This window comes from Streptomyces gobitricini (genome assembly GCF_039532985.1).
GTDB classification, from domain to species: Bacteria; Actinomycetota; Actinomycetes; order Streptomycetales; family Streptomycetaceae; genus Streptomyces; species Streptomyces gobitricini.
Genome location: NZ_BAAASR010000018.1, coordinates 77,807 through 104,222 on the forward strand (window position 1 = coordinate 77,807; position 26,416 = coordinate 104,222).

The window sequence follows — 26,416 nt, forward strand, 5'->3', positions numbered from 1 at the left end:
GGCAGCCCGTCGATTCCTGACAGGAACGCGGTGTGAAGCGGCTCACATCGTCATCGGCAGTGCCTCGTCTCGGAGCCACGAGGTCCCCGCATCGCCGTCAGAAGGCCCGGAACAGGGGCTCTCCGTGATCGGTCGCCGCCCACACCTCGGTCGCGCGCTTGAGCTTGTCGGGATTGACCTGGCTGCGGAACGCGGCGATGCCTTCGGCGGTGACCTCCGGGCACATGACGCCGACCACCCGGCCCTCGACGACCGCCACGACGGCGGGGCCGCCGTTGACGGTCGCGAGGTGCACATCGGGCGAGCCACCGACCAGGGCGCGCTTGGACGGTGCCGGCTTGAACAGGCCACGCATGAACTTCGCGACCGCGAGGGCGCCCTCGAAAGCCTTGGCGCGGGCCGGGACCTTCCCGCCGCCGTCGCCGACGGAGGTGGCGTCGGCGGTGAGCAGCCTCACCAGCGGCTCGGTCCTCCCCGTGGTGGCGGCCGCCAGGAACTCCTCGACGACCCGCCGGGCGGCGGCCTCGTCGATCTCGCTGCGGGTCTTGCCGTCCGCGAGGTGTTTCCTGGCGCGGTGGAAGATCTGCTGGCCGGCTGCCTCGGTGATGTCCAGGATCTCGGCGATCTCCCGGTGTGAGTAGCCGAAGGCCTCCCGCAGGACGTACACCGCCCGCTCGTTGGGGGACAGCCGCTCCATGAGGGTGAGGACCGCGTACGAGACCGACTCGCGCTGCTCGGCGGTGTCGGCCGGACCGAGCATGGGGTCCCCGTCGAGCAGCGGCTCGGGGAGCCACTGGCCCACGTAGGTCTCGCGCCGCGCGCGGGCGGAAGTGAGCTGGTTGAGGCAGTGGTTGGTGAGCACCTTCGTCAGCCATGCCTCGGGGACCTCGATGCGCTCGACGTCGGCCGCCTGCCAGCGCAGGAACGTCTCCTGCACGGCGTCCTCGGCCTCGCTCGCGGAGCCGAGGAGGCGGTAGGCGATGGCTTCCAGACGGGGCCTGGCGCCCTCGAACCGGTTCACGTCCTTCATGGTCAGCGGCATGGCCGGATCCTAGCCGGGCCGGGCGGGAGGCGGCCCGTCCGCACTGGTCGGGGGGGCACGCGTTCTCGCGCTGGTCTCCCGCCCGGTGGACGGGGCCGGCCCGAGAGCGATGACCCGAGCGGCACGAGCCCTCGGCAGAAGCGCTCCCGGGCGGGCCATGCCGCGGGCAGGTCGCCCGCGCGGGGCGTGCCGCGGGCGGGTCGTCGCGGACGGCAAAGAGAAAGGCAAGGAGGTCGGTCTCGGCCTCTCCTTGCCACTCTCAACCTATAGCGCACCGGGGGCCTTGCGGCAAGGCCCGGGTCATGGCGCAGAATCGTCGGCCGAAGCCAGAACATGCGGAAATCGGCGCTTCGCGAACTTCGCGCGCTCTTACTGCGGTCTGTGCCTCTCGGGGCGTCGTGCCCCGTCATCGGACCGCGCCGAGCGGCCGGCCGAAACGCAGCCTTGTCTCATTGGGGGGTTTTCATGATTGACGTGATCGTTGCCGGTGGTGGCCCGACCGGTTTGATGCTGGCAGGTGAGTTGCGGTTGGCCGGGGTGCGGACGGTCGTCCTCGAGAGGCTGGCCGAGCCGACCGAGCAGTCCCGCGCGCGCGGCCTCCACGCGCGCAGCGTCGAGATCATGGATCAGCGCGGTCTGCTGGAGCGGTTCCTCGCGCTCGGCGAGCAGTTCGCGGTCGGTGGTTTCTTCGCCGGCATCGGCACGTCGTGGCCCGACCGGCTGGACACCACGCACTCGTACGTCCTCGCCATCCCGCAGACGGTCACCGAGCGCCTGCTGACCGAGCACGCCACCGAGCTCGGTGCCGAGATCCGGCGCGGCTGCGAACTGGTGGGGCTGAGCCAGGACGAACACGGGGTGACCGTCGAGCTGGCCGACGGCACGCGGCTGCGCTCGCGTTACCTCGTCGGCTGCGACGGCGGCCGCAGCTCGGTGCGCAAGCTGCTCGGCGTCGGCTTCCCCGGTGAGCCCGCCAAGGTCGAGACACTGCTGGGTGACATGGAGGTGACCGAGGACCCGGCGACGATCGCCGCCGTCGTCGCGGAGGTCCACAGGACCCAACCGCGGTTCGGCGTGATTCCCGATGTGGACGGGAACGAGGGGGTGTACCGCGTCATCGTGCCCGCCGAAGGGGTGGCCGAGGACCGTACGGCCGCGCCGTCCATCGAGGAGTTCAAGCGGCAGCTGCGGGCGTTCGCCGGAACCGACTTCGGCGTGCATTCTCCGCGCTGGCTCTCCCGCTTCGGCGACGCCACCCGGCTGGCCGAGCGGTACCGGGTCGGGCGGGTGCTGCTGGCCGGGGACGCCGCGCACATCCACCCGCCCACCGGCGGGCAGGGCCTCAACCTCGGTCTCCAGGACGCGTTCAACCTCGGCTGGAAGCTGGCCGCCACGGTCGCCGGCTGGGCACCGGAGGGGCTGCTGGACAGCTACCACACCGAACGCCGCCCGGTGGCCGCCGACGTACTGGACAACACCCGCGCGCAGATGCTGCTGCTGTCCCCCGAGCCCGGGCCTCGGTCGGTGCGCCGGCTGCTGGCGGAACTCATGGAATTCGAGGACGTGAACCGGTACCTGATCGAGAAGATCACTGCGATCGGGGTCCGTTACGACTTCGGCGAGGGCCATGAGCTGCTCGGCCGGCGGCTGCGGGACGTGGAGCTCGAGCGGGGCCGCCTGTACGGGCTGATGCACGCCGGCCGCGGCCTGCTGCTCGACCGGACCGGCCGGCTCTCGGTGGCGGGCTGGGCGGACCGGGTCGACCACGTCGTCGACGCCGACGAGGAACTGGACGTACCGGCGGTGCTGTTGCGGCCGGACGGCCATGTGGCGTGGGTCGGTGAGGACCAGCGGGATCTGCTCGGCCAACTGCCCAGGTGGTTCGGCGCCGCCGTCGGCTGAGTGTGCCGATGAGATCCGGCGGAGGCGGGGCCTGCCTCAGCCGGGGCGGGTACGGGTCCGGCGGGGGCTGGGGCGGGGGCGGGTACGGGTCCGACCGGGGCGGGTACGGGACGGGCCGGGGCGGGTACGGGACGGGCCGAGGCGGGTACGGGCCGGGGCGGGTACGGGTCCGACCGGAGCGGCCGGGTGCGCGGCTGCCCGGCCGTATGAGAGCCACCGGTGGCCGTCACACCGCCGGGAACCGCCCCTCGGACGCGGCCGCCGGACGTCCGGCCAGGGCGCAGGGCCTCCGGCGCCGGGCCGGCACGCGCCGGTGGGCCGCGCCGGGGAACGTTCGGGGTGCGCCACGGACGCGGGCCACGGCTCTCGCGCCCGCGTCCGTGGCGCGCCGGAGCACTCCGCGTCGACGGACCCTCGCCACCTCGGGCGGGGACGCGTCCAGCGATCGGCTTGCGGCGGCCGGCACCGGGGAGAGGGGACCACCGGCTCGCGGGGCGAGCACGCGTCCCCGCCCGTGCCGTCCGCCGGGGTGGCGGTCAACTGCCAGGTGTGGGCCGAGCAGGGCGGGCTCGGCGCCAGTGGCGGTTCCGGCGGGAAGCCGCACGACGCGCGAGTCGGCGTGAAGCCGGTCAACCACGGCGAGTTGCGCGGACGCGCGAGATGAGTGTCGCTCGCGCTTCAGGGGCGTCATAGCCGGTCCGGGTCGGCCGTACGCAGGCACCGCCTCGTGCGCGGTACCCGTTCGAAACAGCCCTAGCGGCAGGAACGAGCAATTCCGATCACAACGCCTATCCGAATGACTGTTTTCGGTCATAACACAGAGATCAGTTGACCGCGCGTGTGGTCGGCCGGCTCCGTTCCGTCACTGCCGGGGATCCCCGCCTCGACTGGAGCGCCACCCCTGCGATTCATCCGGCGGACACTCCGAAAAGTTGAAAATTTTCCTGATACAACACCGAACCACCGAAAGAAACGACCGAAATTGTCCATCGGCTTTTGACTACTGATCGATGATTCAGTGAAGGTCGTTCACATGTCCGCCACAACCCGAGCCGTGACCAGCGGCCCCTTACGCCTGCGCGACTTCCGCATGCTGCTCGCCGGAGCGGCGGCCGCGCAGCTCGGCGCCCACGTCACGCTGGTCGCCCTGCCTCTCGTGGCCGTGCTCGAACTCAAGGCGACCGCCCTGCAGGTGGGGATGCTCACGGCGGCCGAGACCGCCGCCTTCCTGGTGATAGGGCTGCCCGCCGGTGTCTGGGTCGACCGGATGAGGAAGGTGCCGCTCATGGTCCGGGCCGATGTCGTACGGGCCGTGGCCATGGCGAGCGTCCCGGCAGCGGCCGTGGCCGGTGTCCTGTCGATGGCCCAGTTGTACGCCGTCGCCCTGGTCACCGGCGCAGCGACCGTCTTCTTCGATGTGGCCCACCAGAGTTTCCTTCCCCAACTGCTGCCCCGGGACATGCTGGTCAAGGGCAACGGGGCGCTGGAAACCGTACGCTCGTCCGCGCAGGTCACCGGTCCCGGGCTCGGGGGCGGTCTGGTCCAGCTGCTGGGTGCCCACCTGGCCGTCATCGTCGACGCCGTCGGGTACGTCCTCTCCGCGCTCTTCCTCCGGGGCGTCAAGCAACGCGAGCCCCGCCCCGAACCCGTCCCCGGCGCGTCGCTCCGTGCCGACATCGGAGAGGGGTTGCGCTTCGTGCTGGGTCAGCCACTGCTGCGGGTGATCGCCGCCTCCACGGGCCTCGGCAACTTCTTCACCGCGATGCTGATGGCCACTCAGACGGTCTTCCTCGTGCGTGTGCTGCGCCTTCAGCCCGGGGCGGTCGGCCTTGTGCTGTCGGCCGCGGCCGTCGGCGGACTCGTGGGCGCGCTGAGTGCGGGTGCTCTGGCGGCGAGGGTCGGCCATGCCCGGATCATCCGGGTCTCCGCGCTCGTGACGGGACCGTTCGCGCTGCTGTGGCCGCTGTCGGAGCGGGTGGGCGGCGGCGGCGCGGTGTTCGCCCTCGGCTCGGCCGTCGTCTTCTTCGGTGCCGTGGTCTACAACGTCGCGCAGGTGAGCTTCCGCCAGGCCCTGTGCCCACCCGCGCTCCTCGGCCGGATGAACGCCACCCTCCGCTTCCTGATGTGGGGCACGCTTCCGCTCGGGGCGCTGACCGGCGGGGCGCTCGCCGACACATTCGGTCCCGGCACCGCGCTGTTGTGCTGCGCGACCGGTTTCCTCGCCGTACCGCTGCCGCTGTTGTTCTCCCCGCTCCGCGGAATGCGGGACCTGCCCGCCGGCCCGCACCCCACCACCGCGGGCGCCGGCGAAACGGCCGCGTCCGTCCCGCTCGACTGACGCGGACCCGCAGGGCCGCCGTAGCCGACGACAGAGAGGAACACGTGCTCAGCATCCCGGGCCAGTACCTGGCTCGTTACCGGGGACTCGCCACCGGCGCGGGGACCACGTTGCCCGTCACCGGGGCCCAGCGCCGCTTCATACTGGTGCGCGCCCTCGACCCCACCGGGCGACCGGACCTCGTTCCGATGTTCTTCGCCTTCCCGCGCGGCACGGTGGACCCCGCGCGCCTCGCCGCTGCCGCCAGGCGCCTCGCGGCACTGCACCCGGTGCTGCGCGGGCGGCCGGGCGTACTGCGCGGTACGCCGGTGCTCCGCCTGGAGCAGCCGGAGGTGCCCGTCGTGCGTGTGCCCAGGGCGCCGGGCGAGGACGCGGGCACGGCCCTGCGCCGGGCCCTGGGCTCCTGGGCCCCCGGCGGCCCGCCCCTGCGGCTGTTCCTCACCGATGACGGTCCGGACGGCGGGGCCGACACGGGGACAGGCGGCGGGGCCGACGGTGAGGGGTACGGCAGCGGCGCGGAGCGGGAGGTGCTCGCGATCGTCCTCGACCACACCGCGTGCGACGGCCGGTCGCTCGCCCGGATCGTCGAGGAACTCGGCGCCGCCTACGCCGGGGAACCCGCCGCCGGGCCGCCGGCGCCCGAGGACGTCGCCGCCGAACTGACCGCCTACCGCGAGTCCGTGCTGCGCCAGCTCGACGCCGAGGACCGGGCGGCCTCGCCCGAGGCCCTGGGGTACTGGGGCGACCGGCTCCGGGACGTCCGCGACCGGGCCCCCGCCCCCCGGCCCGGTGCTCCGGCGGCCGGGGCGCTGCCGAGCGGTTCGGCGTCCGCGCTCCTGCCCTCGGCCGCCGGCGGGGTGCCCTTCCCGGAGGTGCTCGACGCCTGCCGCGCGGCCGTGCGCGCCCTGTACGGAACCGGTCACGTGGTGCCGCTCGGCTACCCGTGGGGCGGCCGTCCGCCCGGCGCGGAACGGGTGCTGGGCTGCTTCCTCAACACGGTGGTCTTCCCGGCCTCGACCGGACCGGCCGCCTCCGGCGCCGAGGCGACCGCCGATGCCTGGTGGGACGACCTGGACCGGGCCGACGTCCCCTTCGACACCGTCGTGCAGGCGGCCCGGGAGGCCGGGTCCGGCTGGTCCGGCCGCCTCGACGGGCTGCTGACGGTCGACGACGCCAGGCAGCGGCCCCCGCTCCGGCTGGCCGGTGTCGAGGGCCGGGAGGTCCACGTCGACGGCAGACCCGTGCGCGGCCCCTTCGCCGTCTCCGTCGCCCAAGGCCGCCAACTGCGCCTGCGCATGGTGTGGGACCGCGCCGTGTGGGACGACCGCACCGCCCGGGGCGCCTTCGACGCACTCGCCGACGCGCTCGGGACGACGGCCCGTACGCCGGCGGCCGCCGGCTGACCTCCCTCCGCTCCGTCCAGCGGCCTCGCCGGTCCGCGCGATCCGCGGCCGGTCACGCACCGCACCCGGGCACGACCGTGTCCGGCGCACCCTCACCCGACCCGACAACCCCAGGGATCGCCCATGTTTCCGCTCTCCTCCTCGCAGGAGATCGTCTGGCTGCACGAACAGGTGCAGCCGGGCAGCCGTGCCTACAACTTCACCGCGGCGCTCGACCTGTGGGGCCCGCTGGACCTCGACGCCCTCCGCCACGGCCTCGCCGCCACACTCGACCGGCACGCGGGCCTGCGCCTGGAGCTGGTCGCCGTCACCGGCTCGATGCCCGGCCAGCGGGTCGCCGAGGGCTGCGCGCCCCGGCTGCGCACGGTCGACCTGACCACGGAGACGGACCCCGAGGCCGCCTTCCAGGAGCTGCTGCGTACGGAGGCGGAGACCCCGCTCGACACGTACGAGGCGCCCCTGCTGCGCTGGACGCTGGTGCGGCTCGCGGACGGGCACCACCGGCTCATCCACGTCGAGCACCACCTCATCCACGACGGCCACTCGTTCGCGATCCTGCTCAACGACGTGTTCACCGTCTACCGCGGCCACGTCCTGGGCGAGCCGGCCGCGCTGCCTCCGGCGCCCTCCTACGCCGACCATGTGGACACGCAGTCACGCGGTGGGCAGGACGGGGCACGGCAGGCCGGGCTGGAGTTCTGGACCGCCGAACTGCGCGGTCTCTCCTACGACGTGCCGTTGCCGGGTCTGTCCCGCCCCGGTGCCCGGCGGCGCCACCACGGTGGCCAGATGCGGCAGACGATCGGCGCGGATCTGGCCGAACGCCTGCGCGAACACGCACGCCGGCGCGGTCTGACGCCGTTCTCCACCCTCCTCGGGCTCTTCGCCGAACTGCTGCGCCGGCACAGCGGCCGCTCGCGGCTGGTCGTCGGCACCGCGGTCGGCAACCGGCCCCGGGGGCACGAGGAGACCGTCGGCATGTTCGTCAACACCATCCCGCTCCCGCTGCGGCCGGACCCGGCCGCCCCGGCCGAGGAGACGATGGACGAGGTGACCGACGTCCTCATCCGCGCGCTGCCGTACCAGGACGTGCCGGTACAGGAGCTGACCCGTGCTCTCGGCCTCCACACTTCGGGTGCCGACAACCCGCTGTTCGACGTGATGTTCAGCGCCCATGACGCCGAACTGCCCGAGATCGACGTCCCCGGCCTGGACATCACCCTGTTCGAGGGCTTCAACACCGGCACGACCCGGTTCGACCTGGACGTCGTGCTGCTGCCCGACGACCGTCGTGGCGTCGGCCCCCGGCACGGCGCCGCCGGCATGACCCTGGTCTGGGACTACGACGCGGACATGTTCGGCGAGGACGTGGTACGGCTCCTCGCCGGCCGGTTCCTGGACCTGCTGCGGGCTTATCTCGACGCCCCGGGCACCACCCTCGCCGACCTGGCCCCCACCCGGCCGGACGCCGGGCGGACCCCCGGCGCGGCGGCCGACGGACCGGCCCCGCCCGCCGCCGCTCCCGATCCCACTCCCCCGGCCTCGAATCCGGGACCGCTCGACGCCCTCACCGCCCACGACGCGTCCCTCCCGGCGATGCTCGTCGGCGCCCGGCGCCTCACCTACGGCGACCTCGACGCCCGGGTCACCGCACTCGCCGAGCGCCTGCTCGCCGCCGGGGTGACCGAGGGCCTGCCGGTGGCGGCCGTCCTGCCACGCGGCGTCGACGCGGTGGTGGCGCTGCTCGCCTGCCTGCGGACCGGGGCGGTCCACTGCCCCCTCTCGCCGTCGGACCCGCCCGCCCGGCTGGACCTGCTGCTGAGCCGTCTGAGCCCGGCCCTCGTCCTCACCTCGGCCGACCACCCCGTCACGGTCCCCGGCGGTCTGCCGGCCGCCGCGGTCGACGCGCCGGAGCTGCCGAAGGCACGGGCCGCCGGTGCGGTGCCGGGCGCCGCGTACGTCATCCACACCTCCGGATCGACCGGCACTCCCAAGCCCGTCGCGGTCGGCCGCGCGGCGCTGGAGAACCACCTGACCGGGGTGGCCGACCGGTTCGGGCTGCGCCACGGTGACCGGGTCCTGCTGTTCGCCCAGCCGTCGTTCGACGTGGCCCTGGAGGAGGTCCTGCCGTCGCTGTACGCGGGGGCGTGCCTCGTCGTGCCCGATCGCGAGGTTCCCACGGGCACCGAGCTGGCCGAGCTGCTGGCCCGGGCCCGCGTCAGCGTGGTCAACCTTCCGACCAGCTACTTCCTCGCCACCCGGGAGGAGCTGCGGCCCGCCCTGCGGGACGGCGGCTGGGCGCCGCGCCTGCTCGTGCTCGGCGGGGAACGCCTCCCGGCCGACGTGGTGCGCGACTTCCTGGCGGACACGGACGCCACGGTGCTCAACGCCTACGGGGTCACCGAGGCGGCCATCAGCTCCACCGTCCACCGCGTCGCCCCCGGCGCGGTGGCGGCCGACGGGGCGGAGGTCCCGCTCGGCACCGAGCTGCCCGGCGAGCGGGTCCATGTCCTGGACGAGCACCGCCGCCCCTTGCCCGACGGCGCGGTGGGCGAGCTCGCGATCGCGGGGGCCGGGCTCGCCGAGGGGTACATCGGCAACCCGGAGGCGACGGCCGCCCGGTTCGTACACCTGGAGGCGCTCGACGGCGAACGGGTCTACCTCACCGGTGACCTGGGCTACCGGGGTCTGGACGGGCTGCTGTACTTCCTCGGCCGCCGGGACAACCAGGTCAAGCTGCGCGGCCACCGCATCGAGCCGGAGGAGGTCGAGGCGGCCGCTTCCGCCGCGCTGGGCGGCCGGTCCTGTGCCGTCGTCCTGGACCACCGGGCCACCGGCGGGCCCCGGCTGGTCGGGTTCCTGGAGTGCCCCGACGGGCGCGGCCTGTGGGACGAACGGGCGCTGCGCGCGGAGCTCGCCCGGCGGCTGCCGGCGGCCCTCGTACCGGCACGTTGGGTGCGCCTGGACTCGATGCCCACCCTCCCGGGCGGCAAGCCGGACCGGACGGCGCTCGCCGCCAGGGCGGCGGAGCTCGGCCCGGACGGCGTGGCGCTCCCGCCGGGGGACGGGGACCTGCCGGGGGACGGGGGCCCGGCGGGGGACGGGGGCCCGGCGGGCCGGAGCGGCGAGGGCCGTGCCGGGACGACACCGGCCGACCCGATGACCGGGCTGCTCGCCGACGGCTGGCGCGAGGTCCTGGGGCACGACCGCTTCGACACGACCACCGACTTCTTCCGGGCCGGCGGTCACTCCCTGCTCGCCGCGCGGTTGGCGGCCTGGCTGGAGCCCCGGCTCGGACACCGTCCGCCGATGCGGCTGTTCTTCCGCAACCCGGTGCTCGCCGACCAGGCCGGGGCCCTCACCACCAACACCACCACCACCGCCACCACTTCGACGGAGTCGTGATGACCGGGACGACCACCTCCCCCACCACCGGGCCGGCGACGGGCGACACCGCGGGCAGCGGGCTGCTCAGCGTCGCCCACGGCGACCCGGCCCGCGAGGACACGCCGGCCGGCGTGCTCGCCCTGTTCGAGACGTGGGTACACCGCACCCCGCGGGCACCCGCCGTGACCGACGGCGGGCACACCTGGACGTACCAGCAGCTCGACGCCGCCGCCGACGAGGTCGTGGCCGTCCTGCGCGACCGGGTGGGGGCGGGCGACCTGGTCGGGGTCTGCCTGGACCGCTCCGCCGCGCTGGTCGTGACGGCCGTGGCCCTCGCGAGGATCGGCGCGGTGTACCTGCCCCTGGGCCCGCGCCCCGGTGAGCGCCGCGTCGACGCCGTGACGGAGGACCTGGACGTCGCCTGCCTGATCGGTGATCCCGCTCTCCTCCCGCCCCGGCACCGGGCGGCCGACCACATCGCTCTGGCACTGCCGGCTGAGGGCGCCAACGCCGCCGGCACGGTGGTGGCGGCCTTCGCCCCACCGCGCTCCGGCGCGCTCCGCGCACCTCGCGAAGCGTTCTACGCCGTGCTGACGTCCGGCTCCACGGGCCGCCCCAAAGCCGTCGTCGTCGGTGAGCCGGCCCTCGGCTCGCTGCTCGACTGGTACCGGGCCGAGACCGGACTCGCGCCCGGCGACCGGCAGTCCCTGCTCATCGGCGTCGCGTTCGACCCGCACCTCATGGAGCTGTGGGCGGGACTGACCTCGGGCGCGACCCTCGTCCCCGCGCCGGACGACGTCCGCTGGGACACCGGGCTGCTCGTCTCCTGGTGGCGCGAGGCGGCCGTGTCCGTGGCGGTCGCCGCCACGCCCACGGTGGAGCCGCTGCTGGAACGGCCCTGGCCGGAGGGCCTGGTACTGCGCCATCTCGTCGTCGGCGGGGACCGGATGCGCCGCCGCCCGGGCGCCGATGTGACCGCCACGGTCCACAACGCCTACGGGCCCGCGGAAGCGACCGTGGTCACCACCGCCCACGCCATGCGCGCCGAGGACGCCGGGGCGGAGGGCCCCGGCGCGCCGCCGATCGGCGTCCCCGTGCCGGGCGTGACCGTCGTCGTCACCGGCGCCGACGGCCGCCCCGTGGCACGGGGCGAGGAGGGCGAACTCCTGATCGGCGGCACCGCCCTGGCGCTCGGGTACCTGGACCCCGCTCTGACCGCCGCCCGGTTCACCGCGCCCGCCCCCGGCCTCGGCCTCCCGGGGGTGAGCCGGCTGTACCGCACCGGCGACCGGGTCCGGATGCGGCGGGACGGCCGGCTGGAGTTCCTCGGCCGGCTCGACGACCAGGTGAAGATCAGCGGCGTACGGATCGAGCCCGCCGAGGTCGAGGCCGCGCTGGAGCGGGACCCGGCCGTGCTGGGTGCCGTCGTCACCGCACCCGGGACACCCGGCGGCCCGACGCGTCTCGTGGCGTACGTACGGCTCGCGCCGGGTGCCACGACCTCCGCCGAAGCGCTGCTGACGGCGGTGCGCGCCTGGCTGCCCGAACAGGCCGTGCCTTCGGCCGTACGGCTCGTCGACTCCTTCCCGCTGGACGCCAACGGGAAGGTGGACCGGGCCGGACTGACGCGGGAAGCGTCCGCCCCGGACGCCGGCGACACAGCCGGGTCCGGTCGCCCGGCACCCTCCACCCCGGGTGAGCGGATCGTGCTCGACGCGGTACGCGACCTCCTCGCGCGCCCCTCGACCGCGCTCACCGACAACTTCACGCGGGTCGGAGGCACTTCCATCGTCGCCGCCCGGCTGCTGACCGCCATCGAACGGGAGAGCGGCGTACGTCTGCGTGCGCCGGAACTCCTGCGCCAGCCGGACCTGCGGGCCATCGCCGCCCTCGTCGACCGCCGCCGCGAGGCGGCGCGAGCAGGGGGTGCCTGAGATGGCCGGCCTCATACCGCGTACCGACGCCGCCCCGGAGGAGGAGACCGTGCCGACCTCACGTCCCCAAGCCGCTCCCGACGCTCCCCGGCCGCCGTTCGCGGCCGGGCTGCCCGCCCTGGTGGCCTGGCACGCCGAACGGACCCCGCACGCCCTGGCCGTGGCCGACGGCGACACCACCCTCACCTATCACCGGCTCGTCTCCTGGGCCCGGGCCCTCGCCGGCCATCTGCGGGAGCACGGCGTCCGGCCGGGCGACCGCGTGGCGCTGCTCATGCCGCGCTCGGCGCGCACCGTCGTCGCGCAGCTGGCCCTGTGGTGGGCGGGCGCCACCTGCGTACCGCTGGATCCGGCGCATCCCCGGCCCCGTTCCGAGGCGATGGCCGCGGACGCCGGGGTCACGCTGACCGTCGGTGACGGCAAGCTCCTGGAGTCGACGGCGCTCAGCGGCCCGACGCTGGCGCTCCCGGCGGAGGAGCCGCTGTCCGGCTCGCGGGCCGCCACCCCCGGACCCGGTCCCGACGCGGTGGCGTTCATCATGTTCACCTCCGGTTCGACCGGGCGTCCCAAGGGGGTGTGTGTGCCGCACCGGGCCGTCGTCGAGCTGTTGTCCGAGCCGGCGTACGTGACCCTCACCCCCCGGGACCGGGTGCTGTTCCACTCACCGCTCACCTTCGACGCCTCGACGTTCGAGGTGTGGGGAGCCCTCGCCAACGGCGCCGCCGTCGCGGTGTGCACCGTCGAACGGCCCTCGTTCGAGGACCTGGCCCAGCACGCGGAACGCCATGGAGCGACCGTCGCCTTCTTCACCACCGCTCTCTTCCACCAGCTCGCCGCGCGGCGCTCACGGGTGTTCTCCCTGCTCCGCACGGTCGTGGTGGGCGGGGAGGCGCTGTCGGCCGAGCACGCCAGGCGGGTGCTGCGCGCGTTCCCCTGGCTGGAACTGGTCAATGGCTACGGCCCGACGGAGACGACCACGTTCGCCACCGCCCACCGCGTCACCGACGCGGACTGCGACGGCCCCGTACCGATCGGCAGGCCCGTCGCGGGCGCGACGGCGCACCTCCTGGACGACACCGGCCGGCCCGTTCCGGAAGGCGGGCGGGGCGAGCTGTGGATCGGCGGCAGCCGACTGGCACTCGGCTACGCGGGTCTGCCCGGGCTCACCGCCGAACGCTTCGTCGACCACCCGGACCTGGGCCGCCTGTACCGCACCGGTGACGTCGTCTCCGTACGCCCGGACGGCGACCTCGACTTCCACGGCCGGACCGACGACCAGGTGAAGGTACGCGGCTTCCGCGTCGAACCGGGCGAGGTCGAGCACGCACTGCGCCGGCAGCCCGACGTGGACGACGCCGCGGTCACCGTGCGGCGGCCCGCCCCCGACGACGCCCGGCTCGTCGCCTTCGTCGTGGCCGCGCCGGGCCCCGTGCCCCGGCCCGGCGCGCTGCGCGACCGTCTCGCCACGACCCTGCCCGACCATCTGGTCCCCGACGAGGTGACGATCGTCGCCCGGCTGCCGCTGACCGCGTCGGGGAAGGTCGACCGCCGCGCCCTCGCCGACCTCCGCACCGGGGACGCGGCCGAGTCCCCGGCCGCGCCGCTGACGCCACTGGAGCAGGCGGTCGCCGACATATGGAGCCGCTCACTGGGCCGCGAGGTCACCCGGCCGGACGCCGACTTCCTCGCTCTCGGCGGCCACTCCCTGCTCGCTCTCGTCGTCACCGACGACCTGCGCGAGGAACTCGGTGTCGACCTGGCACTGGCCGACTTCTTCGCCGCCCCCACGGTGGCGGGCCAGGCCGCCCTGGTCGGGCAGGCCCTGCTCGACGCCCACAGCGACCTGCGCCCGAGCGCCCAGGAGGACCCCGATGGCCAGTGACACCCCGACGGCCCCGGCCCTCGCGCTCCAGGAGGAGTTGCTGCGCCGGGCACGCGCAGGCGGAGCGAACCGTTCCGCCGCGCCCCGCGCCGCCGCTCACCACGACCAGGGTCCCGCCCCCCTCTCCCATGCCCAGCGTCGTATGTGGCTCATGGACCGGCTCGGCCCCGGCGACGTCTCCTACAACGTGCCCTTCGCCACCCGGCTGCGCGGCCCGCTGGACGTCGACGCGCTGCGCGCCGCGCTGACGGCCCTGGTGCGCCGCCACGAGATCCTGCGCACGCGGTACGGGCAGCGGGACGGCGAGCCGTTCCAGGAAGCCGTTCCCGCTCCCTGGGCGATCGAGGCGCGGGTGGTGGAGACCGGCCCCGACGGCGCCCACGGACTGCTGGCCGAGGAGGCGCGGCGGCCGTTCGACCTGGCCGCCGGTCCCCTGCCCCGGCTGCTGGTGCTGCGGCACGGCGCGCAGGACCACACGGTCCTGCTGACCTTCCACCACATCGCCGTCGACGGCCCCTCGCTGGAGGTCATCGCCCGCGAACTCGCCCTGTTGTACACCGCCGCGTGCGGCGGGACGGACCCGGAGCCGCTCACGACACCGCCCCGGTACGCGGACTTCGCCCGCCGCGAGCACGGAGCGGCCGACCGGTTCGAGGAGGGGCTGCGCCACTGGACCGCCCGCCTGGAGGGAGCCGGGTCTCCCCCGCTGCCCCGCCCCGTGCGGCCGCCGGCCGACGCGGCCGCACGGCCCGCCGACACCCTCACCGTGCCGCTCGGCCCGCGGGTGCCGGAGGCGCTGAGGCGGCTGGGCGCTTCGCGCCGGGCCACCCCGTTCACCGTGGCCCTCGCCGCGGCGTTCGCCGCCCTGCACCGCTTCACCGGCGAGGACGACCTGGTCATCGGTGTCGCGGGCACGCACCGCAGGGGCACGGACATGCGTGGGCTGGTCGGCCTGTGCGTCAACACCCTGCCGCTCCGGGTCGACACGTCCGGGGACCCGGCCTTCACCGTCCTCGTGGAGCGGGTGCGGGACGCGCTGCTGGAGGCCCAGCGCCACCGCGACGTGCCGTTCGACCTCATGGTGGAACGCCTCGGTGCCGCCGCCCGTGCCGCCGACGGGACGGCGCTGGTGCGGGTGACCGCCGACGTGGTGGCGGAGCCCACGGCGCTGCGGCTGCCCGGCACGGAGGGCCAGTACGTGGACGTGTGCGTCGGCGGGGCGAAGTTCGACCTGTCGTTCGCGCTGCTCGACACCGGGAGCCCCGCCGCCCTCGTCCAGTACGTCCGCACCGCGCTGGACGCGCCGGCGGCCGTCGCGCTGGCCGACGGGTTCGCCGCCCTGCTCACCGCGGTCGCCGCCGATCCCGGGGCGCGGCTGTCCCGGCTGCCCGCGACGGCCCCGGCGCACGCCCCGGACCGGCCGGCCGGGGGCGCCCCGTGCGGCCGCGAGGCCGATCCGGACGCGCATCCGGCGGAGGTGCTGCTGCGGGCGCACCCGCGGGTCGCCGACGCCGTCGTCGTCGAGCCCGCCGGCGGGGGGCCGCTGCTGGCGTACGCCGTGCCGTGTGGCGTCGGTGGACCCTCACGCGCCGAACTGCGGTCGGTTCTGCGGGCCTCCCTGGCTCCGGAGCTGGTGCCGGTGACCGTGACCCTGGTGGACGCCATGCCGCGTACGGCCCAGGGGGCGCCCGACGTCTCCCGGCTGCCCGGGATGCCTGCCGCGCCCGCCTTCGCGGGGCCGTGCGCGGAGGCGGTGAGCGAGGCGTTCGCCGCGGTCCTGGGGTGCCCGTCACCGGGGCCCGACGACGACTTCTTCGCCCTGGGCGGCCACTCGCTGGCCGCGGTCCGGCTCGCGGAGCGGCTGCGCGGTGCGCTGAGGCTGCCGCTGACCGGCCTGGACGTCCTCCAGGCCCGTACCCCCCGGGGGGTCGTGGCCCTGCTGGACGGACGCGCGGAGGAGCGTGCCGCCGCCACCGCCGCCGCGCCGGCCCGCCGGGGGCGCTCCCGCGGTACGCGGGAGGGGACGGTCCTGGTCACCGGCGGCACCGGCGGGGTCGGGGCGTTCGTCGTGCGGGAACTCGCCGCTCGCGGGCGCCCGGTGCTCGCCCTTGCCCGGCCGGAGTCCGCGCACCTGGTGGCGGGGGACGGCGTCGACGTCGTCGAGGGCGACCTCGCCGATCCGGAGGGCCTGGCCGCGGCGGTCGCGCGCGCCGACGCGGTGATCCACGCGGCGTGCACCTTCACCCGCCCGGAGGTGGACGTGGCGGCCTTGGAGGCGATGGTCCAGGCCTGGAAACGCGGCCCGTTCGTCTTCGTCAGCAGCGTCGACGCCTACGGGCGCCCCGCCGACGACGTGGTGGAGGAGGAATCCCCGTCACGGCAGCCGCTGAGCCCCTACGGCCGGGCGAAGCTGGACTGCGAGCGGCTGTTGCTGGACGCGGCCGGCACCGCGGGCCGGGGAGGCGCCAGCGCCGTACGCTCCCCCCTGGTGTGGGGCCCGCACGACCGGCTGCGCGACCAACTGCGCTGGGGCGCCACCGGGGTGCTCTACCAGGCCGTGCGGGAGGGCCGGCCGGTCACCCTGCCGAGGCCGGGCGCCCGTGGCCACGCCTGGTACGGGGCGCCGTGGGTGCACGCGTCGGCCCTGGCACGTGCCGTGGCGTCGTGCCTGGACGCGCCGGTGCACGGGGTCGCGAACGCCGTGGGGGGACATGTCTCCTGGCGGGACCTCGCGACCCGCCTGGTCGAGCTGCTGCACCCCGACGACCGCGGGCTCCGGGACGGGGCGGTGCGGGCGATCCGCGAAACGGACGAGGTTCACCCCGACCTGGACCACCACTGGCGCTACCGCGCCGACCGTCTCGCTCCGTCCCTGCGCGTACACCCGGGCGAGAGCTGGCGCACCGTCCTGGGGGAGATGACCGGAACCTCCCGTTCCTGACGGCGGCGCCGGGCCGCCCGCCGGTCCGCCCGCCGGTCAGGCCGCCCGTCCGGCCACCGGGTGGACGGAGGGTCTTCGGGTCACCGGGGGAGGGCGCGCGGGACTCGTCCCGGGGGCGGCGGTGCGAGCGCCGCCGCCCCCTCACCCGGCACCCGGGCAGCGCAGGCACGCCGCGGGGACGCCAGGGTGACGGCCTGGGCCGCCCGGCGTCTGTGACGGTCGGCACCGCTCGCGGTGTCCGGCCCCACGGAAGGCCCCGATGCCCCCCACCCGCTCACCCGCTCACCCGCTCACCGCCGGAGGCTTCCCCGCGCGTCACGTCCTTCGCCTCCGGCGACAGCGCCCCCGGTCCCAGGCGGTTCCGTCACCCGAACCGGCCGCGATCGGCCGGGCGGCTCGGGCGCTCAGCGCGTCGCCTGCTCGATGAGACTCCAGGCGTCCCGCGCGCATCGCGGTTCCGCCGGGGCCGGGCCGGGCCGGGCGGAGAGGACGTACGAGCCGCCGATCCCTGACCGGCGGCTGGTGGGCCGAACTCCCGACCGCCCCCGGTCGGCGGTCGCCCGCCCCCCCGGCAGGACCGTGGCGGCCCTCGCCCACCTGGGCACGACTGGTGTTCGGAACTGCCGTTGACCAAAGCTTTGCCACTGTGGGTATGTGGCGAGAATTCGGGGGTAGCCGCGTCTCATGGACGCACGGGGGTACCGCATGGCGGATGCGCACGACGAGGCCGGCCGGCTGTCGGCCGCTGGTCGACCGATGACGGCGTCGGCCGTGTACGAGGGCGATTCTTCCTGCATCGGCCTGGCGCGGGACTTCGCCCGCGACTTCCTCACCCGGATCCAGCGCGTGCACGGCCTGCCGGTGTCCGAGCGGGCCATGGGCATGGTGCAGCTGGTGGTCAGTGAGCTGGTCACCAACGTGTGCAAGTACGCACCCGGTCCCTGCCTCCTGGACCTGGAGGTCAGCGGCGGACTGGTGGTGGTGACGGTGTGGGACAGCGCCCCCGAGCTCCCCCTCCCCAGAGCGGCGGACGCGAGCCGGATCGGTCAGCACGGGATGGAGATCGTCGTGGCCGTCTGTCAGAGCTTCACCATCGAACGTCAGCCGGTCGGGAAGCGGACCAGGGCCGCGTTGGCGCTCGCGGACGACCCGGGCGGCCATGTCGCCGGCCGCACCGCGTGACTCCGCCCGGCGCCGTCGAGCTGGCCCGCTCTCCCGTACTTTGCGCCACGGTCCGAACTCCACGTGGTGGGCCGGTCCGCCCTCCGGCCGGTCATCACCCGGTCGGCGCAGTATGCCGCCCGGCAGGCGGGGCAGGCGCGTAACCGTCGGGCCGGTCCATCCTCCGTGCCCGATCAGTGGGGAGTGCCGCAGTCGAACCCCGAGCCGACTGCGGTACGTCCCGCCGACGCGCCCTTCCACGCTCGGGGCCGCAGCCGCTGCGGTTCCTCCGGCCGGGCCGCTCGCCTCGCCGACGACCACGGCGCTCCCGCGCACCGCCAGACGCCCCACCGCGTCGACGGGCCGGAGCCCGGCCACGCCGACCAGCGGCGTCCTCGCCCACACGTCCGTCCCCGGCCACGGCAGCGAAAAACCCTGCTCGGTCCGGCCCCGTCACTGCTACGGGCCACCGGAGGCCCGGTCGTACGGCCTCACCGGAAGCCGGACTCCGGCCGGTCCCCCAGGAGCAACACGCGAGCCGTCGGCTGATGCGCCTTCGCGTGACGACGCGTTCACCCATGAGGCCCGGGCAGTGGCCCCGCCCGGAGGCTTCCCGGCGCGCCCGTGCCAAGCATGGAGGCCGCTCATTACCTCGCAGGGAATCGCCCGCTCACTCCTCGCCCTGCAGGATGAGGCACATCACGGAAACACCCCGAGGGTCCACCCCCAGCCGCGAGGAGAGCGTCATGTCCGTCATCACCACCGGCAACGAAGGTTCCGTCGCCGAGGCCACTCGGGCCGTCGTGCAGGACTTTCTGGCCGCCCGGCTGGCCGGCGACACCGAGCGGCTCGTCGCGCTCTTCGCCGACGAGGTCGACTGGCTCCTCGCCGAGAACCCCGTCGTTCCCTGGATCCGCCCCCGGTCCACCGCCGCCGAATGCGCGGCGCAGGCCGTGGAGTTGGGGGAACACACCGTGCCCGAGGACGCGCGCGCCTCGATCGACACCTTCCTCGTCGACGGCACCGACGCCGTCCTGATGGGGCACGTGTCAGGGACCGTTCGCGCGACGGGCAAGTCCTTCCAGGGCCCGTTCGCGTTGCACCTCACCGTCCAGGACGGTCGCGTCACCCGGCACCACCTCTACGAGAACAGCCTGTCGATCGCCGAAGCCTGCACTCCCTGAGGACGGGCGGGCCCCGCACCACCGACGACGTCCCTCGATCGGGCGCGGTCTCTCGTCCTGGTCGAGGACGCCGGAGGCCTTCCGCCGATGCCCTCGCCCGCGTCGCCCAGCACCTGGCCGGACGGCCCCGTACAGCCTCTCGGGCGACATACGTTGCTACGGCGGCCGGACGAACACCGGCCCGGCGGGGCCTTACCCGCTGTGCACGATCTGGATCAGGTTGCCGCAGGTGTCGTCCAGCACCGCCGTGGTGACCGGACCCATCTCCAACGGCTCCTGGGTGAAGCGGACACCGAGCTCGCGCAGCCGGTCGAACTCGGCGTGTACGTCGTCCACGGCGAAGGACGTGGCCGGGATGCCGTCCTCGACCAAGGCCATCTTGTACGGCTGTACCGCGGGGTGACCGGAGGGCTCGAGCAGCAGCTCCGTCCCGTGGGGATCCTCCGGCGAGACCACGGTCAGCCACCGGTCGTCGCCCATCGGGACGTCGTGCTTCTTCACGAAGCCGAGCACGTCGGTATAGAAGCGCAGGGCCTTGTCCTGGTCATCGACGAAGACGCTGGACAGATGGATCTTCATGGGGTGCTCTCCGGGGCGTCGGGCCTGAGCCACCGGGACACGATGCGCTCAAGGGGTTCGGTGTTCACGTCGTGGAACTTGTAGCGACCTTGGCGCCGCGTGGTGACCAGGCCCGCGGACTCGAGTACGGCCAGGTGCTGGCTGATCGCCTGGCGGGACAGCCCCAGACCGTGTTTGGTCACCAGCCGTGCGCATATCTCGAACAGTGTCTGGCCGTCCCGTTCCACCAGCTCATCGAGGATGCGCCGACGGGTGGGGTCGGCCAGCGCCTTGAAGACATCCTCCGTCACGCCCTCCACGATAGGCAAGTATCCACTTGCCTATCAAGCGGATCGTCCGCCGTCCCCTACCTCCTCTGCCCGCGCTGACAGCTCCCCGGCCGGAACGGCACGGGCAGAGGAGGTAGGGAGGGGACAGTTCGTCGGCCGGTGGGCGGTCCGGATGTGTCCCTCTGTGAGAGCCCCGCGTGTGCCGCCGTACGGACGCGACGGCAATCGGTCACCGGCCGGCGATATGTGAAGGCCTCGGCGCACGGGGGCCGATCGGCGCGGCGGCCTCTGCCTCTGCCTCTGCCTCTGCCTCTGCCGGGAAGTGCCGTCGACCGGCGGCCCAGGGGTCAAGAAGCCGTGGCGCGGGCGGTCGCCTCGTCTGCGAGGGCGGTGAGGTCCTCGACGGACATCGCGCCCGGCGGCAGGCCCTTGCGGGCGAAGATGTTCGCCGCGTGGCGCAGTACGTCGTTCACCGGGGTCGGCACGCCGTGCAGCCGCCCGAGGAGCGATACCTCCCCGTTCAGGTAGTCCACCTCGATCGAGCCGGTGCCCCGGACCAGGCTCTGCCAGGAGGAGCCGCCCCGCACACCGGGCGGCTGGTTCACCTTGCCGTCGCGGGCCTCCGACTGTTCTTCCCGGGAGGCGTACGCGATGCCCGCCGCCGCGAAGGCCGCCTCGGCCTCCTGGACCGCCCGCCGCAGCAGCGCCCGCTTCGCCGGATGGGGCTCGGGGCCGGTGGTCGCCTGGATCGCGTTGCCCAGGTTGTCCAGCAGCTTCGCGTACTTCCACCGCATCACGTCGTCGACGACCGGGGCCTCGAAGGTTGCGGCGTTCAGGTCGGCCGCAACCCGCCCGGCCAGTGCGTCGCTGCCGCCGGCCGCCGGTCCGACGTGCAGGATGCCGGTCAGCGGCGCGCACAGGGCCGACACGGCACCCGGCCGCAGGAACGTGGACGGCAGCCACACGCAGACCCCGTACACCTTGGCGAACCGTCGCAGCGCGAGCCTTTCGCTCTCCACACCGTTCTGCAGGCAGAACACCGGCAGGCGCTGGGCCGCCGTGCCGCCGCCCGCCACCTCCGCGTCGCCCCAGACGTCGAGGGCGTCGACGGCGTGCTGCGTCTTCACGGCGAGCAGGAGCACGTCGTCCCGCCGCAGCGCGCCCAGGTCGGCCGGTCCGGTGGCCACTGGCAGCCGGTGGACCCGGGTGCCTTCCGCGGTGGTGAGCCGCAGGCCGTCCGCCCGCAGGGCTTCCGCGTGGGCGCCCCGCGCGACCAGGACGACCTCCTTGCCGGCCTGGGCCAGGCGCCCGCCGACGGTGGCGCCGACCGCGCCCGCACCGATGATGATGTACCGCATGGGGTGAGCCTCGCACACCGCCCGCCGACGCCGACACCGCGGGCGGCCGGCCCACGACAGGAGCGTGCGGGCGACGGGAGCCGGACGGACACGGCCCCGCGGATCAGCCCCCGTGCGCTCCGGCGACGCGGCACACTTCTCCACAGCGGCCGCAGGGTTCTGGCCCGTCGACGGCACTCGGGGATACCGTCGAAGGCCCCGGCCCCGGCCCCGGACGACATGGAGGAGGACGAGTGAGCCAGGCGCCACGGTCCCCAAGCCTGTCCGCCGCAGACGTCTTCGACGCGGTGGGTGCTCGCTACGAGGAGGTCTTCGCCGACGTACCGGGCCAACTCGCGGCCGTGGCCTGGCTCACCGGCTGTCTGCCGCCCGCCGCGCGCGTCCTCGACGTGGGCAGCGGCACCGGCCGGCCCGCCGCCGAGACGCTGGCCCGGGCCGGGCACGCGGTCACCGGGATCGACGTGTCGGCCGAGATGGTCCGGCTGGCCCGGGAGCGGGTGCCGACCGCGTCGTTCGAACAGGCCGACGTGCGCACCTACCGGGCACCGGAGGGCGGGTTCGACGCGGTGTGCGCCTTCTTCCCGCTGCTCGTCATGGACCAGCCCGAGGTGGAACGGTCGCTGCGCAGGATGGCATCGTGGGTGGCTCCCGGCGGGGCGTTCGCCATGGCCACCGTGCCCGGTGACGTCAGGGGCCTGGACATCGTCTGGATGGGCCACCGGGTCACCGTGAGCAGCCTCGCCACCGAGGACCAGCTACGGGTGCTGAGGGAGGCCGGCCTGGAGACCGTCCACCACCACACGGCTCTCTACCGCCCCCATGGCCCCGACGCGGAGCCCGAACCCCACCTGTACGTCCACGCCAGACGCCCTTCGTGAGCCCTGTGCGGTTGTCCCCCGGCAGCGGCACCTGCCCGTTCAGGCCATCCAGCGGCCCCGAACGCACACGCCGGGACGAGACCGCACCTGACCGCGGCAGCGGCCGTCAGGCCGGGAACCGGGGCGGGGCGAGAGGCGTTGTGCTCCATGAGCGAGCGGGCGGACCGGCCCGCCCGCCGGGGACGGGGAAGGAACGCGGACGGCGTGACCAGCGACAAGGCCCGCAAGCTGTTCGAGGCGCTCGACCTCGACAGGAACGGGACACTCACCCGCGAAGAGGTGATCACCGCGCTGCGGACGAAGGGCCCCTCCCTCGCGGCGGCGGGAGATCTGCCCTTGTGGGGCGTGGGAGACGCCGATGACTCCTCCGCGCTGTTCGACACCGCGGATCAGAACGGCGACACGGTCCTGACGCTCGAGGAGTTCGCGGCGGTGGTGGACCGCCGCTTCGGCTGGCGCTGACGGCCGGTCACCGCCCTAGCTGCGTACGGGAACGGGCCGCGATGCGGTACGGCGCTGCCGGGACGTCCACGCTCCGGGCTTCGACTCGGGGTCACGGGAGCCCGCGGAGCGACCGACCGACTGGCGTACCTCCGCTGGCGAGTAGCGAGCCATGGGTCGAGCGGGTGACCCGTTGCGCCATCCGTCGGGGGGCCGCGGCGCTGACCTCGCCCGGGTCCAGGGCCCTCGGCGTACCGCCGACTCACCGCGACCGACCGCAACCGTCGCGGGGCGGCGCCCGAGCCCGGGAGCGAGCGGTGGGGGCCGTCCGCGGGTGATCGGGCCGGCACAGGCCGGAGCCGGCGGGCCCGTGTCGGGCTCACCGGCTCGGCAACACGTGTCACGATCGGCCCGATGGGCTCGAGGAAGGCGGTCAGTCGGTGGACAGCGCCTCGAGCAGGTCGCCGGCCTTGGGGTCGGGCAGGGCGCGGGCGACGTCCGCCTGGGCCACGATGCCGACCAGTCGGTGACCGTCGATCACCGGGAGGCGACGCACCTTGTGGTCGGTCATGGTGCGCAGGATTTCCTCGGCCTCGTCGTCGGCGCCGATGGTGACCGCCTCTCCCTGGGCGAGGTCGCCGGCCTTGACCTGGGCCGGGTCCTTGCCCGCGCCGAGGACCTTCACCACGATGTCGCGGTCGGTGAGCATGCCCTTGAGCCTGTCGTCCGTGCCGCAGATGGGCAGCGCGCCGACGCCCAGTTCGGCCATCTTCTTGGCGGCGTCGAGCACCGTCTCCTCGGCACCGACACACTCGGCGCCCTCGGTCATGATCTCGCGAGCCGTCGTCATACCGCAGCCTCCCTACGTCTTTGCGTACAGGTCCACCCAGCCATCCACCGAGGATGAACCGGGCGAAAGGACAGGTGCCCCGCAAGCGCGGCCGCTAACGTCCCCGTTCGCCCGCGGCTCCTCCCTCCGGGCGACGGACCGTCAGTCGACGCCCCGTCCGGTGGCGATCACCCGGTCGGCGCAGCATGCCACTGGCCGGCCCGGGCAGGCGCGGTGACATCAGGCCGGTCCACTCCTCCGAGCCTGATGTGTGGGGTGTGCCGCAGTCGAACTCCAGGTCGGCTGCGGCACCGCCGCCGCACACGTCCGGTACGCGCCGCCCGTCGCCGGTGGATCAGCCGGCCGGCGACGCTCCCGCTGTCACGTCGTCCGACGGCGGGCCTGCTTCACTCGGTGGTCGACGGCCCAGGCGTCCGCGACCGGCCCGACGTGCGCGAGCTTGTCGGGGTTGATCACCGAACGGATGGTCTGGATCTGCGCGTCGAGGACGTCGAGGGCCATGATGTACAGCACCTTGCCGTCCCGGTCACGGAAGATCGCTCCGGGTTGGCCGTTGACCTCGTGCGGCTCGAACGTCACATCGACCCGGGCCGCCAGGGGGAAGACGGAGGCCAGCAGCCGGGCCACGTTCTCGGCGCCGACGACCGCCCTGGGCAGCTGCGGGGCCTTGCCGCCGCCGTCCCCGACCAGCTGCACATCGGCGGCCAGCAGATTCCGCAGCCCGCCCACGTCGCCGTTCCTCAGCGCGTCGAAGAACCGCGTCGCCAGCTCCTGCCGTTCCTGCCGGTCCGCCGCGAAGCGCGGCCGCCCGGCCGCCATGTGCCTTCGCGCCCTGACCAGCAGCTGACGGCACGCCGCCTCCGTACGTCCCACCGCCGAGGCGATGTCGTCGAACCCGAAGGCGAACACCTCCCGCAGCACGAACACCGCCCGCTCCAGCGGGCTGAGCCGCTCCAGCAGCAGGAGCGCCGCCATCGACACCGAGTCGGCCAGCTCGGCCGACCGCGCCGGATCCTGGTACGGATCGCTCAGCAGCGGCTCCGGGAACCACGGCCCGACGTACTGCTCCCGTCTCACCCGTGCGGAGTGGAGCACGTCGATCGAGATCCGGGTAACGGCGGCCGACAGATAGGCCTTGGTCGACGCGGGCCGGGTCGTCGAGCGGTCGAAGCGCAGCCATGTCTCCTGCACCGCGTCCTCGGCCTCACCCACGCTGCCCAGGATGCGATAGGCGATCGAGAACAGCAGCGGCCGCAATTCCTCGAACTCGTCGACCTTGCTCACGCCGGACTCCTTCCCATGAGACTCTCCCGCCCGGCCCGGCGCTCGGGTGCAGGCGGCTTCTTGTGATCAGTGGGACCACCGGCAGGCGCAGAACGGTGCCGCCGGAGACCGTGGCCCCGGGCCTGGGCCCGGCCACCGACCCGGACACCGTGCCCAGCAGCCCCGTAGCCGGACCCGAAGCAGTGGGTGAGGCCGTTCAGTGGACGTGCCCGGCCTCGTAACCGCCGGCCGGCTGCCGGGTGATGATGTTCAGCCGGTTCACCATGTTCATGAAGGCGATCAGGAACACCAGGGCGGCGAGCTCGTCCTCGTCGTAGTGCTCGGCCGCGGAGGCCCACACCTCGTCGCCGACCCCATCGGCCCCGTCCGCGATCCGGGTGCCCTGCTCCGCCAGCCGCAGCGCGGCGCGTTCGGCCTCGGTGAAGACGGTGGCCTCCCGCCACGCCGCGACCAGGTTCAGCCGCACCGGGGTCTCTCCGGCAGCGGCGGCCTCCTTGGTGTGCATGTCGACGCAGGCGGCGCATCCGTTGATCTGGCTCACGCGCAGCGCCACCAGCTCCTGTGCAGCCGCCGGCAGCGGCGATTCCTTGAGCGCCTTGCCCACCGACATGACGTACTTGACGGCCTTTCCGGCGGTCGGGCCGGCGAGAAAGTTCAGTCGCGCTTCCATCGTGTGCTCCTCCGTGGTCGTCAGTGGCCGCACCCTTGAGACGGGACAGCGCGGCGCCCTGTGACACGGAGTCGGTGTGACCCACGTCTCCGCCCGGCCTGTGGGACGTGGGTTCCGGCCCGGGCGGGAACACACGCGCCGGGTACCGCCCGTGGTGCGCGGCGCCGCCCCAGCGCGGCGCCCCCGGCGGGTTCGACCGGGGCCCGCCATGGCGCGGTTGCCGCTCAGGGGCGCGGACCGGCGAACTCCCGCAAGGTCGACTCGTAAAGACCGCCGAACTCCACCCGGGTGATGTCCTCGAAGCGGAACTTGGAGACGTCCTCACGCCATCGCGCGTCCGTGTCCACCTCGCGCAGCCGCAACGACGCGCGCCGCAGCTCCGTCAGAGCGCCGATCCAGCAGGCGTCCGGCACGTTCCGTTCGGTATGCAACGAGATGAGCCCGAACCCGGCACAGGCGCTCTCCGCCAGCGCGGGCAGCCCGTCCAACCGGACCGTCGGCTCGGGCATGCGCACCGGCCACTGGCCCCGTCGGCGCAGGGCCCTGATGGTGAGGCACTTCTCGTCACCGCTACGGCGTACCTCGACGATGTCGGTGGTACGGACAGCGGTCCACCCCTCGAGCCGGGTGTCCACGCAGCGCGCGATCAGCGTCCAAGCGGTGTCCACGCCGGTGACGAAACCTTCGAGCCGGTCGGATCGGGGAATCGACCGACGGACACGCACGAGCGTTCCGGTGCGCACTGCCCTGTCGAGCCGGCGCAGGATGTCGCCGTCGATTTCCGTCTCCGACACCTGGGTCCTCTTCATGGCGCCCCCTTCCCGGTGCCCCGCCCCCCATCCCGGATCGTGCCTGATTCCGGCCGCCGTCGCACCCCTGTTTCGCCCACGCTCGGCGCGGGGCCGTGCGCCGG

Annotated in this window: 19 protein-coding genes; 11 read left to right on the top strand and 8 right to left on the bottom strand. The window is 74.3% G+C overall.

Features of this window, described 5'->3' with window-relative positions; translation table 11 throughout:
- Positions 1-97: 97 nt before the first annotated feature.
- Complete coding sequence (gene sigJ / locus ABD347_RS15740; RefSeq protein WP_344361444.1) at positions 98-1,042, bottom strand: RNA polymerase sigma factor SigJ; 945 nt, start codon at positions 1,040-1,042, stop codon at positions 98-100.
- Positions 1,043-1,507: 465 nt separating this feature from the next.
- On the opposite strand from sigJ, the gene rox reads away from it, so the two are divergent.
- The 9 genes from rox to ABD347_RS15785 all read left to right on the top strand — a co-directional run bounded on the left by rox (position 1,508) and on the right by ABD347_RS15785 (position 19,174).
- On the top strand, positions 1,508-2,944 hold the full coding sequence (rox, locus tag ABD347_RS15745; RefSeq protein ID WP_344361446.1) for a rifampin monooxygenase: 1,437 nt from the start codon (positions 1,508-1,510) through the stop codon (positions 2,942-2,944).
- Between the two features lie 1,033 nt (positions 2,945-3,977).
- Positions 3,978-5,282, top strand: coding sequence for an MFS transporter (locus tag ABD347_RS15750; RefSeq protein WP_344361448.1), 1,305 nt, complete (start codon positions 3,978-3,980; stop codon positions 5,280-5,282).
- A gap of 44 nt (positions 5,283-5,326) precedes the next feature.
- Complete coding sequence (locus ABD347_RS15755) at positions 5,327-6,685, top strand: condensation domain-containing protein (protein ID WP_344361450.1); 1,359 nt, start codon at positions 5,327-5,329, stop codon at positions 6,683-6,685.
- Between the two features lie 123 nt (positions 6,686-6,808).
- Positions 6,809-10,090 carry a non-ribosomal peptide synthetase gene (locus tag ABD347_RS15760; RefSeq protein WP_344361453.1) on the top strand — a complete coding sequence of 1,094 codons (3,282 nt, stop codon included), beginning with the start codon at positions 6,809-6,811 and terminating at the stop codon, positions 10,088-10,090.
- Positions 10,090-12,006 (top strand): non-ribosomal peptide synthetase, encoded by a 1,917-nt coding sequence (locus ABD347_RS15765; RefSeq protein ID WP_344361456.1) that lies wholly within the window; start codon positions 10,090-10,092, stop codon positions 12,004-12,006. Before ABD347_RS15760 ends, ABD347_RS15765 begins: the two co-directional genes overlap by 1 nt.
- Before the next feature lies 1 nt (position 12,007).
- Entirely contained in the window at positions 12,008-13,888 is a 1,881-nt protein-coding gene (locus ABD347_RS15770) for an amino acid adenylation domain-containing protein (RefSeq protein ID WP_344361457.1), read from the top strand.
- Positions 13,878-16,829 (top strand): condensation domain-containing protein, encoded by a 2,952-nt coding sequence (locus tag ABD347_RS15775; protein ID WP_344361458.1) that lies wholly within the window; start codon positions 13,878-13,880, stop codon positions 16,827-16,829. The genes ABD347_RS15770 and ABD347_RS15775 overlap by 11 nt, the downstream gene beginning before the upstream one ends.
- A 705-nt stretch (positions 16,830-17,534) precedes the next feature.
- On the top strand, positions 17,535-18,011 hold the full coding sequence (locus tag ABD347_RS15780) for an ATP-binding protein (protein ID WP_344361459.1): 477 nt from the start codon (positions 17,535-17,537) through the stop codon (positions 18,009-18,011).
- Positions 18,012-18,736: 725 nt separating this feature from the next.
- Positions 18,737-19,174 carry a nuclear transport factor 2 family protein gene (locus ABD347_RS15785; protein WP_344361461.1) on the top strand — a complete coding sequence of 146 codons (438 nt, stop codon included), beginning with the start codon at positions 18,737-18,739 and terminating at the stop codon, positions 19,172-19,174.
- 192 nt (positions 19,175-19,366) lie between these two features.
- On the opposite strand, the gene ABD347_RS15790 is transcribed toward ABD347_RS15785, so the two are convergent.
- The 3 genes from ABD347_RS15790 to ABD347_RS15800 all read right to left on the bottom strand — a co-directional run bounded on the left by ABD347_RS15790 (position 19,367) and on the right by ABD347_RS15800 (position 21,380).
- Positions 19,367-19,753 (bottom strand): VOC family protein, encoded by a 387-nt coding sequence (locus tag ABD347_RS15790; RefSeq protein WP_344361462.1) that lies wholly within the window; start codon positions 19,751-19,753, stop codon positions 19,367-19,369.
- Positions 19,750-20,043: an ArsR/SmtB family transcription factor gene (locus ABD347_RS15795; protein WP_344361464.1), complete on the bottom strand. Its 294-nt coding sequence runs from the start codon at positions 20,041-20,043 to the stop codon at positions 19,750-19,752. Before ABD347_RS15795 ends, ABD347_RS15790 begins: the two co-directional genes overlap by 4 nt.
- Before the next feature lie 326 nt (positions 20,044-20,369).
- Positions 20,370-21,380, bottom strand: a complete 1,011-nt coding sequence (locus tag ABD347_RS15800) for a ketopantoate reductase family protein (protein WP_344361466.1) — start codon at positions 21,378-21,380, stop codon at positions 20,370-20,372.
- A gap of 233 nt (positions 21,381-21,613) precedes the next feature.
- On the opposite strand from ABD347_RS15800, the gene ABD347_RS15805 reads away from it, so the two are divergent.
- Together ABD347_RS15805 and ABD347_RS15810 are read left to right on the top strand one after the other, a co-directional pair.
- The gene (locus ABD347_RS15805) at positions 21,614-22,258 is read left to right on the top strand and encodes a class I SAM-dependent methyltransferase (RefSeq protein ID WP_344361469.1); all 645 of its coding nucleotides are present in this window, start codon (positions 21,614-21,616) and stop codon (positions 22,256-22,258) included.
- Positions 22,259-22,462: 204 nt separating this feature from the next.
- Complete coding sequence (locus ABD347_RS15810) at positions 22,463-22,720, top strand: EF-hand domain-containing protein (protein ID WP_344361471.1); 258 nt, start codon at positions 22,463-22,465, stop codon at positions 22,718-22,720.
- A 412-nt stretch (positions 22,721-23,132) separates the two neighbouring features.
- Here ABD347_RS15810 and ABD347_RS15815 read toward each other — a convergent pair whose 3' ends face one another.
- The 4 genes from ABD347_RS15815 to ABD347_RS15830 all read right to left on the bottom strand — a co-directional run bounded on the left by ABD347_RS15815 (position 23,133) and on the right by ABD347_RS15830 (position 26,312).
- A complete protein-coding gene (locus ABD347_RS15815) occupies positions 23,133-23,549 on the bottom strand; it encodes a CBS domain-containing protein (protein WP_344361472.1) in 417 nt (138 codons plus the stop codon).
- A gap of 360 nt (positions 23,550-23,909) precedes the next feature.
- On the bottom strand, positions 23,910-24,833 hold the full coding sequence (locus ABD347_RS15820) for an RNA polymerase sigma-70 factor (RefSeq protein ID WP_344361473.1): 924 nt from the start codon (positions 24,831-24,833) through the stop codon (positions 23,910-23,912).
- A 196-nt stretch (positions 24,834-25,029) separates the two neighbouring features.
- Entirely contained in the window at positions 25,030-25,503 is a 474-nt protein-coding gene (locus ABD347_RS15825) for a carboxymuconolactone decarboxylase family protein (RefSeq protein WP_344361476.1), read from the bottom strand.
- Between the two features lie 224 nt (positions 25,504-25,727).
- Entirely contained in the window at positions 25,728-26,312 is a 585-nt protein-coding gene (locus tag ABD347_RS15830; RefSeq protein ID WP_344361479.1) for a hypothetical protein, read from the bottom strand.
- Positions 26,313-26,416 lie beyond the last annotated feature (104 nt).

Excerpts from the sequence above, each read along its gene's own strand:
- ABD347_RS15780 (WP_344361459.1), top strand. The coding sequence starts at position 17,535 with ATGGCGGATGCGCACGACGAGGCCGGCCGGCTGTCGGCCGCTGGTCGA.
- ABD347_RS15760 (WP_344361453.1), top strand. The coding sequence starts at position 6,809 with ATGTTTCCGCTCTCCTCCTCGCAGGAGATCGTCTGGCTGCACGAACAG.
- ABD347_RS15830 (WP_344361479.1), bottom strand. The coding sequence starts at position 26,312 with ATGAAGAGGACCCAGGTGTCGGAGACGGAAATCGACGGCGACATCCTG.
- ABD347_RS15785 (WP_344361461.1), top strand. The coding sequence starts at position 18,737 with ATGTCCGTCATCACCACCGGCAACGAAGGTTCCGTCGCCGAGGCCACT.
- ABD347_RS15770 (WP_344361457.1), top strand. The coding sequence starts at position 12,008 with ATGGCCGGCCTCATACCGCGTACCGACGCCGCCCCGGAGGAGGAGACC.
- ABD347_RS15775 (WP_344361458.1), top strand. The coding sequence starts at position 13,878 with ATGGCCAGTGACACCCCGACGGCCCCGGCCCTCGCGCTCCAGGAGGAG.
- ABD347_RS15750 (WP_344361448.1), top strand. The coding sequence starts at position 3,978 with ATGTCCGCCACAACCCGAGCCGTGACCAGCGGCCCCTTACGCCTGCGC.
- ABD347_RS15815 (WP_344361472.1), bottom strand. The coding sequence starts at position 23,549 with ATGACGACGGCTCGCGAGATCATGACCGAGGGCGCCGAGTGTGTCGGT.
- ABD347_RS15800 (WP_344361466.1), bottom strand. The coding sequence starts at position 21,380 with ATGCGGTACATCATCATCGGTGCGGGCGCGGTCGGCGCCACCGTCGGC.
- ABD347_RS15825 (WP_344361476.1), bottom strand. The coding sequence starts at position 25,503 with ATGGAAGCGCGACTGAACTTTCTCGCCGGCCCGACCGCCGGAAAGGCC.
- sigJ (WP_344361444.1), bottom strand. The coding sequence starts at position 1,042 with ATGCCGCTGACCATGAAGGACGTGAACCGGTTCGAGGGCGCCAGGCCC.
- ABD347_RS15790 (WP_344361462.1), bottom strand. The coding sequence starts at position 19,753 with ATGAAGATCCATCTGTCCAGCGTCTTCGTCGATGACCAGGACAAGGCC.
- rox (WP_344361446.1), top strand. The coding sequence starts at position 1,508 with ATGATTGACGTGATCGTTGCCGGTGGTGGCCCGACCGGTTTGATGCTG.
- ABD347_RS15765 (WP_344361456.1), top strand. The coding sequence starts at position 10,090 with ATGACCGGGACGACCACCTCCCCCACCACCGGGCCGGCGACGGGCGAC.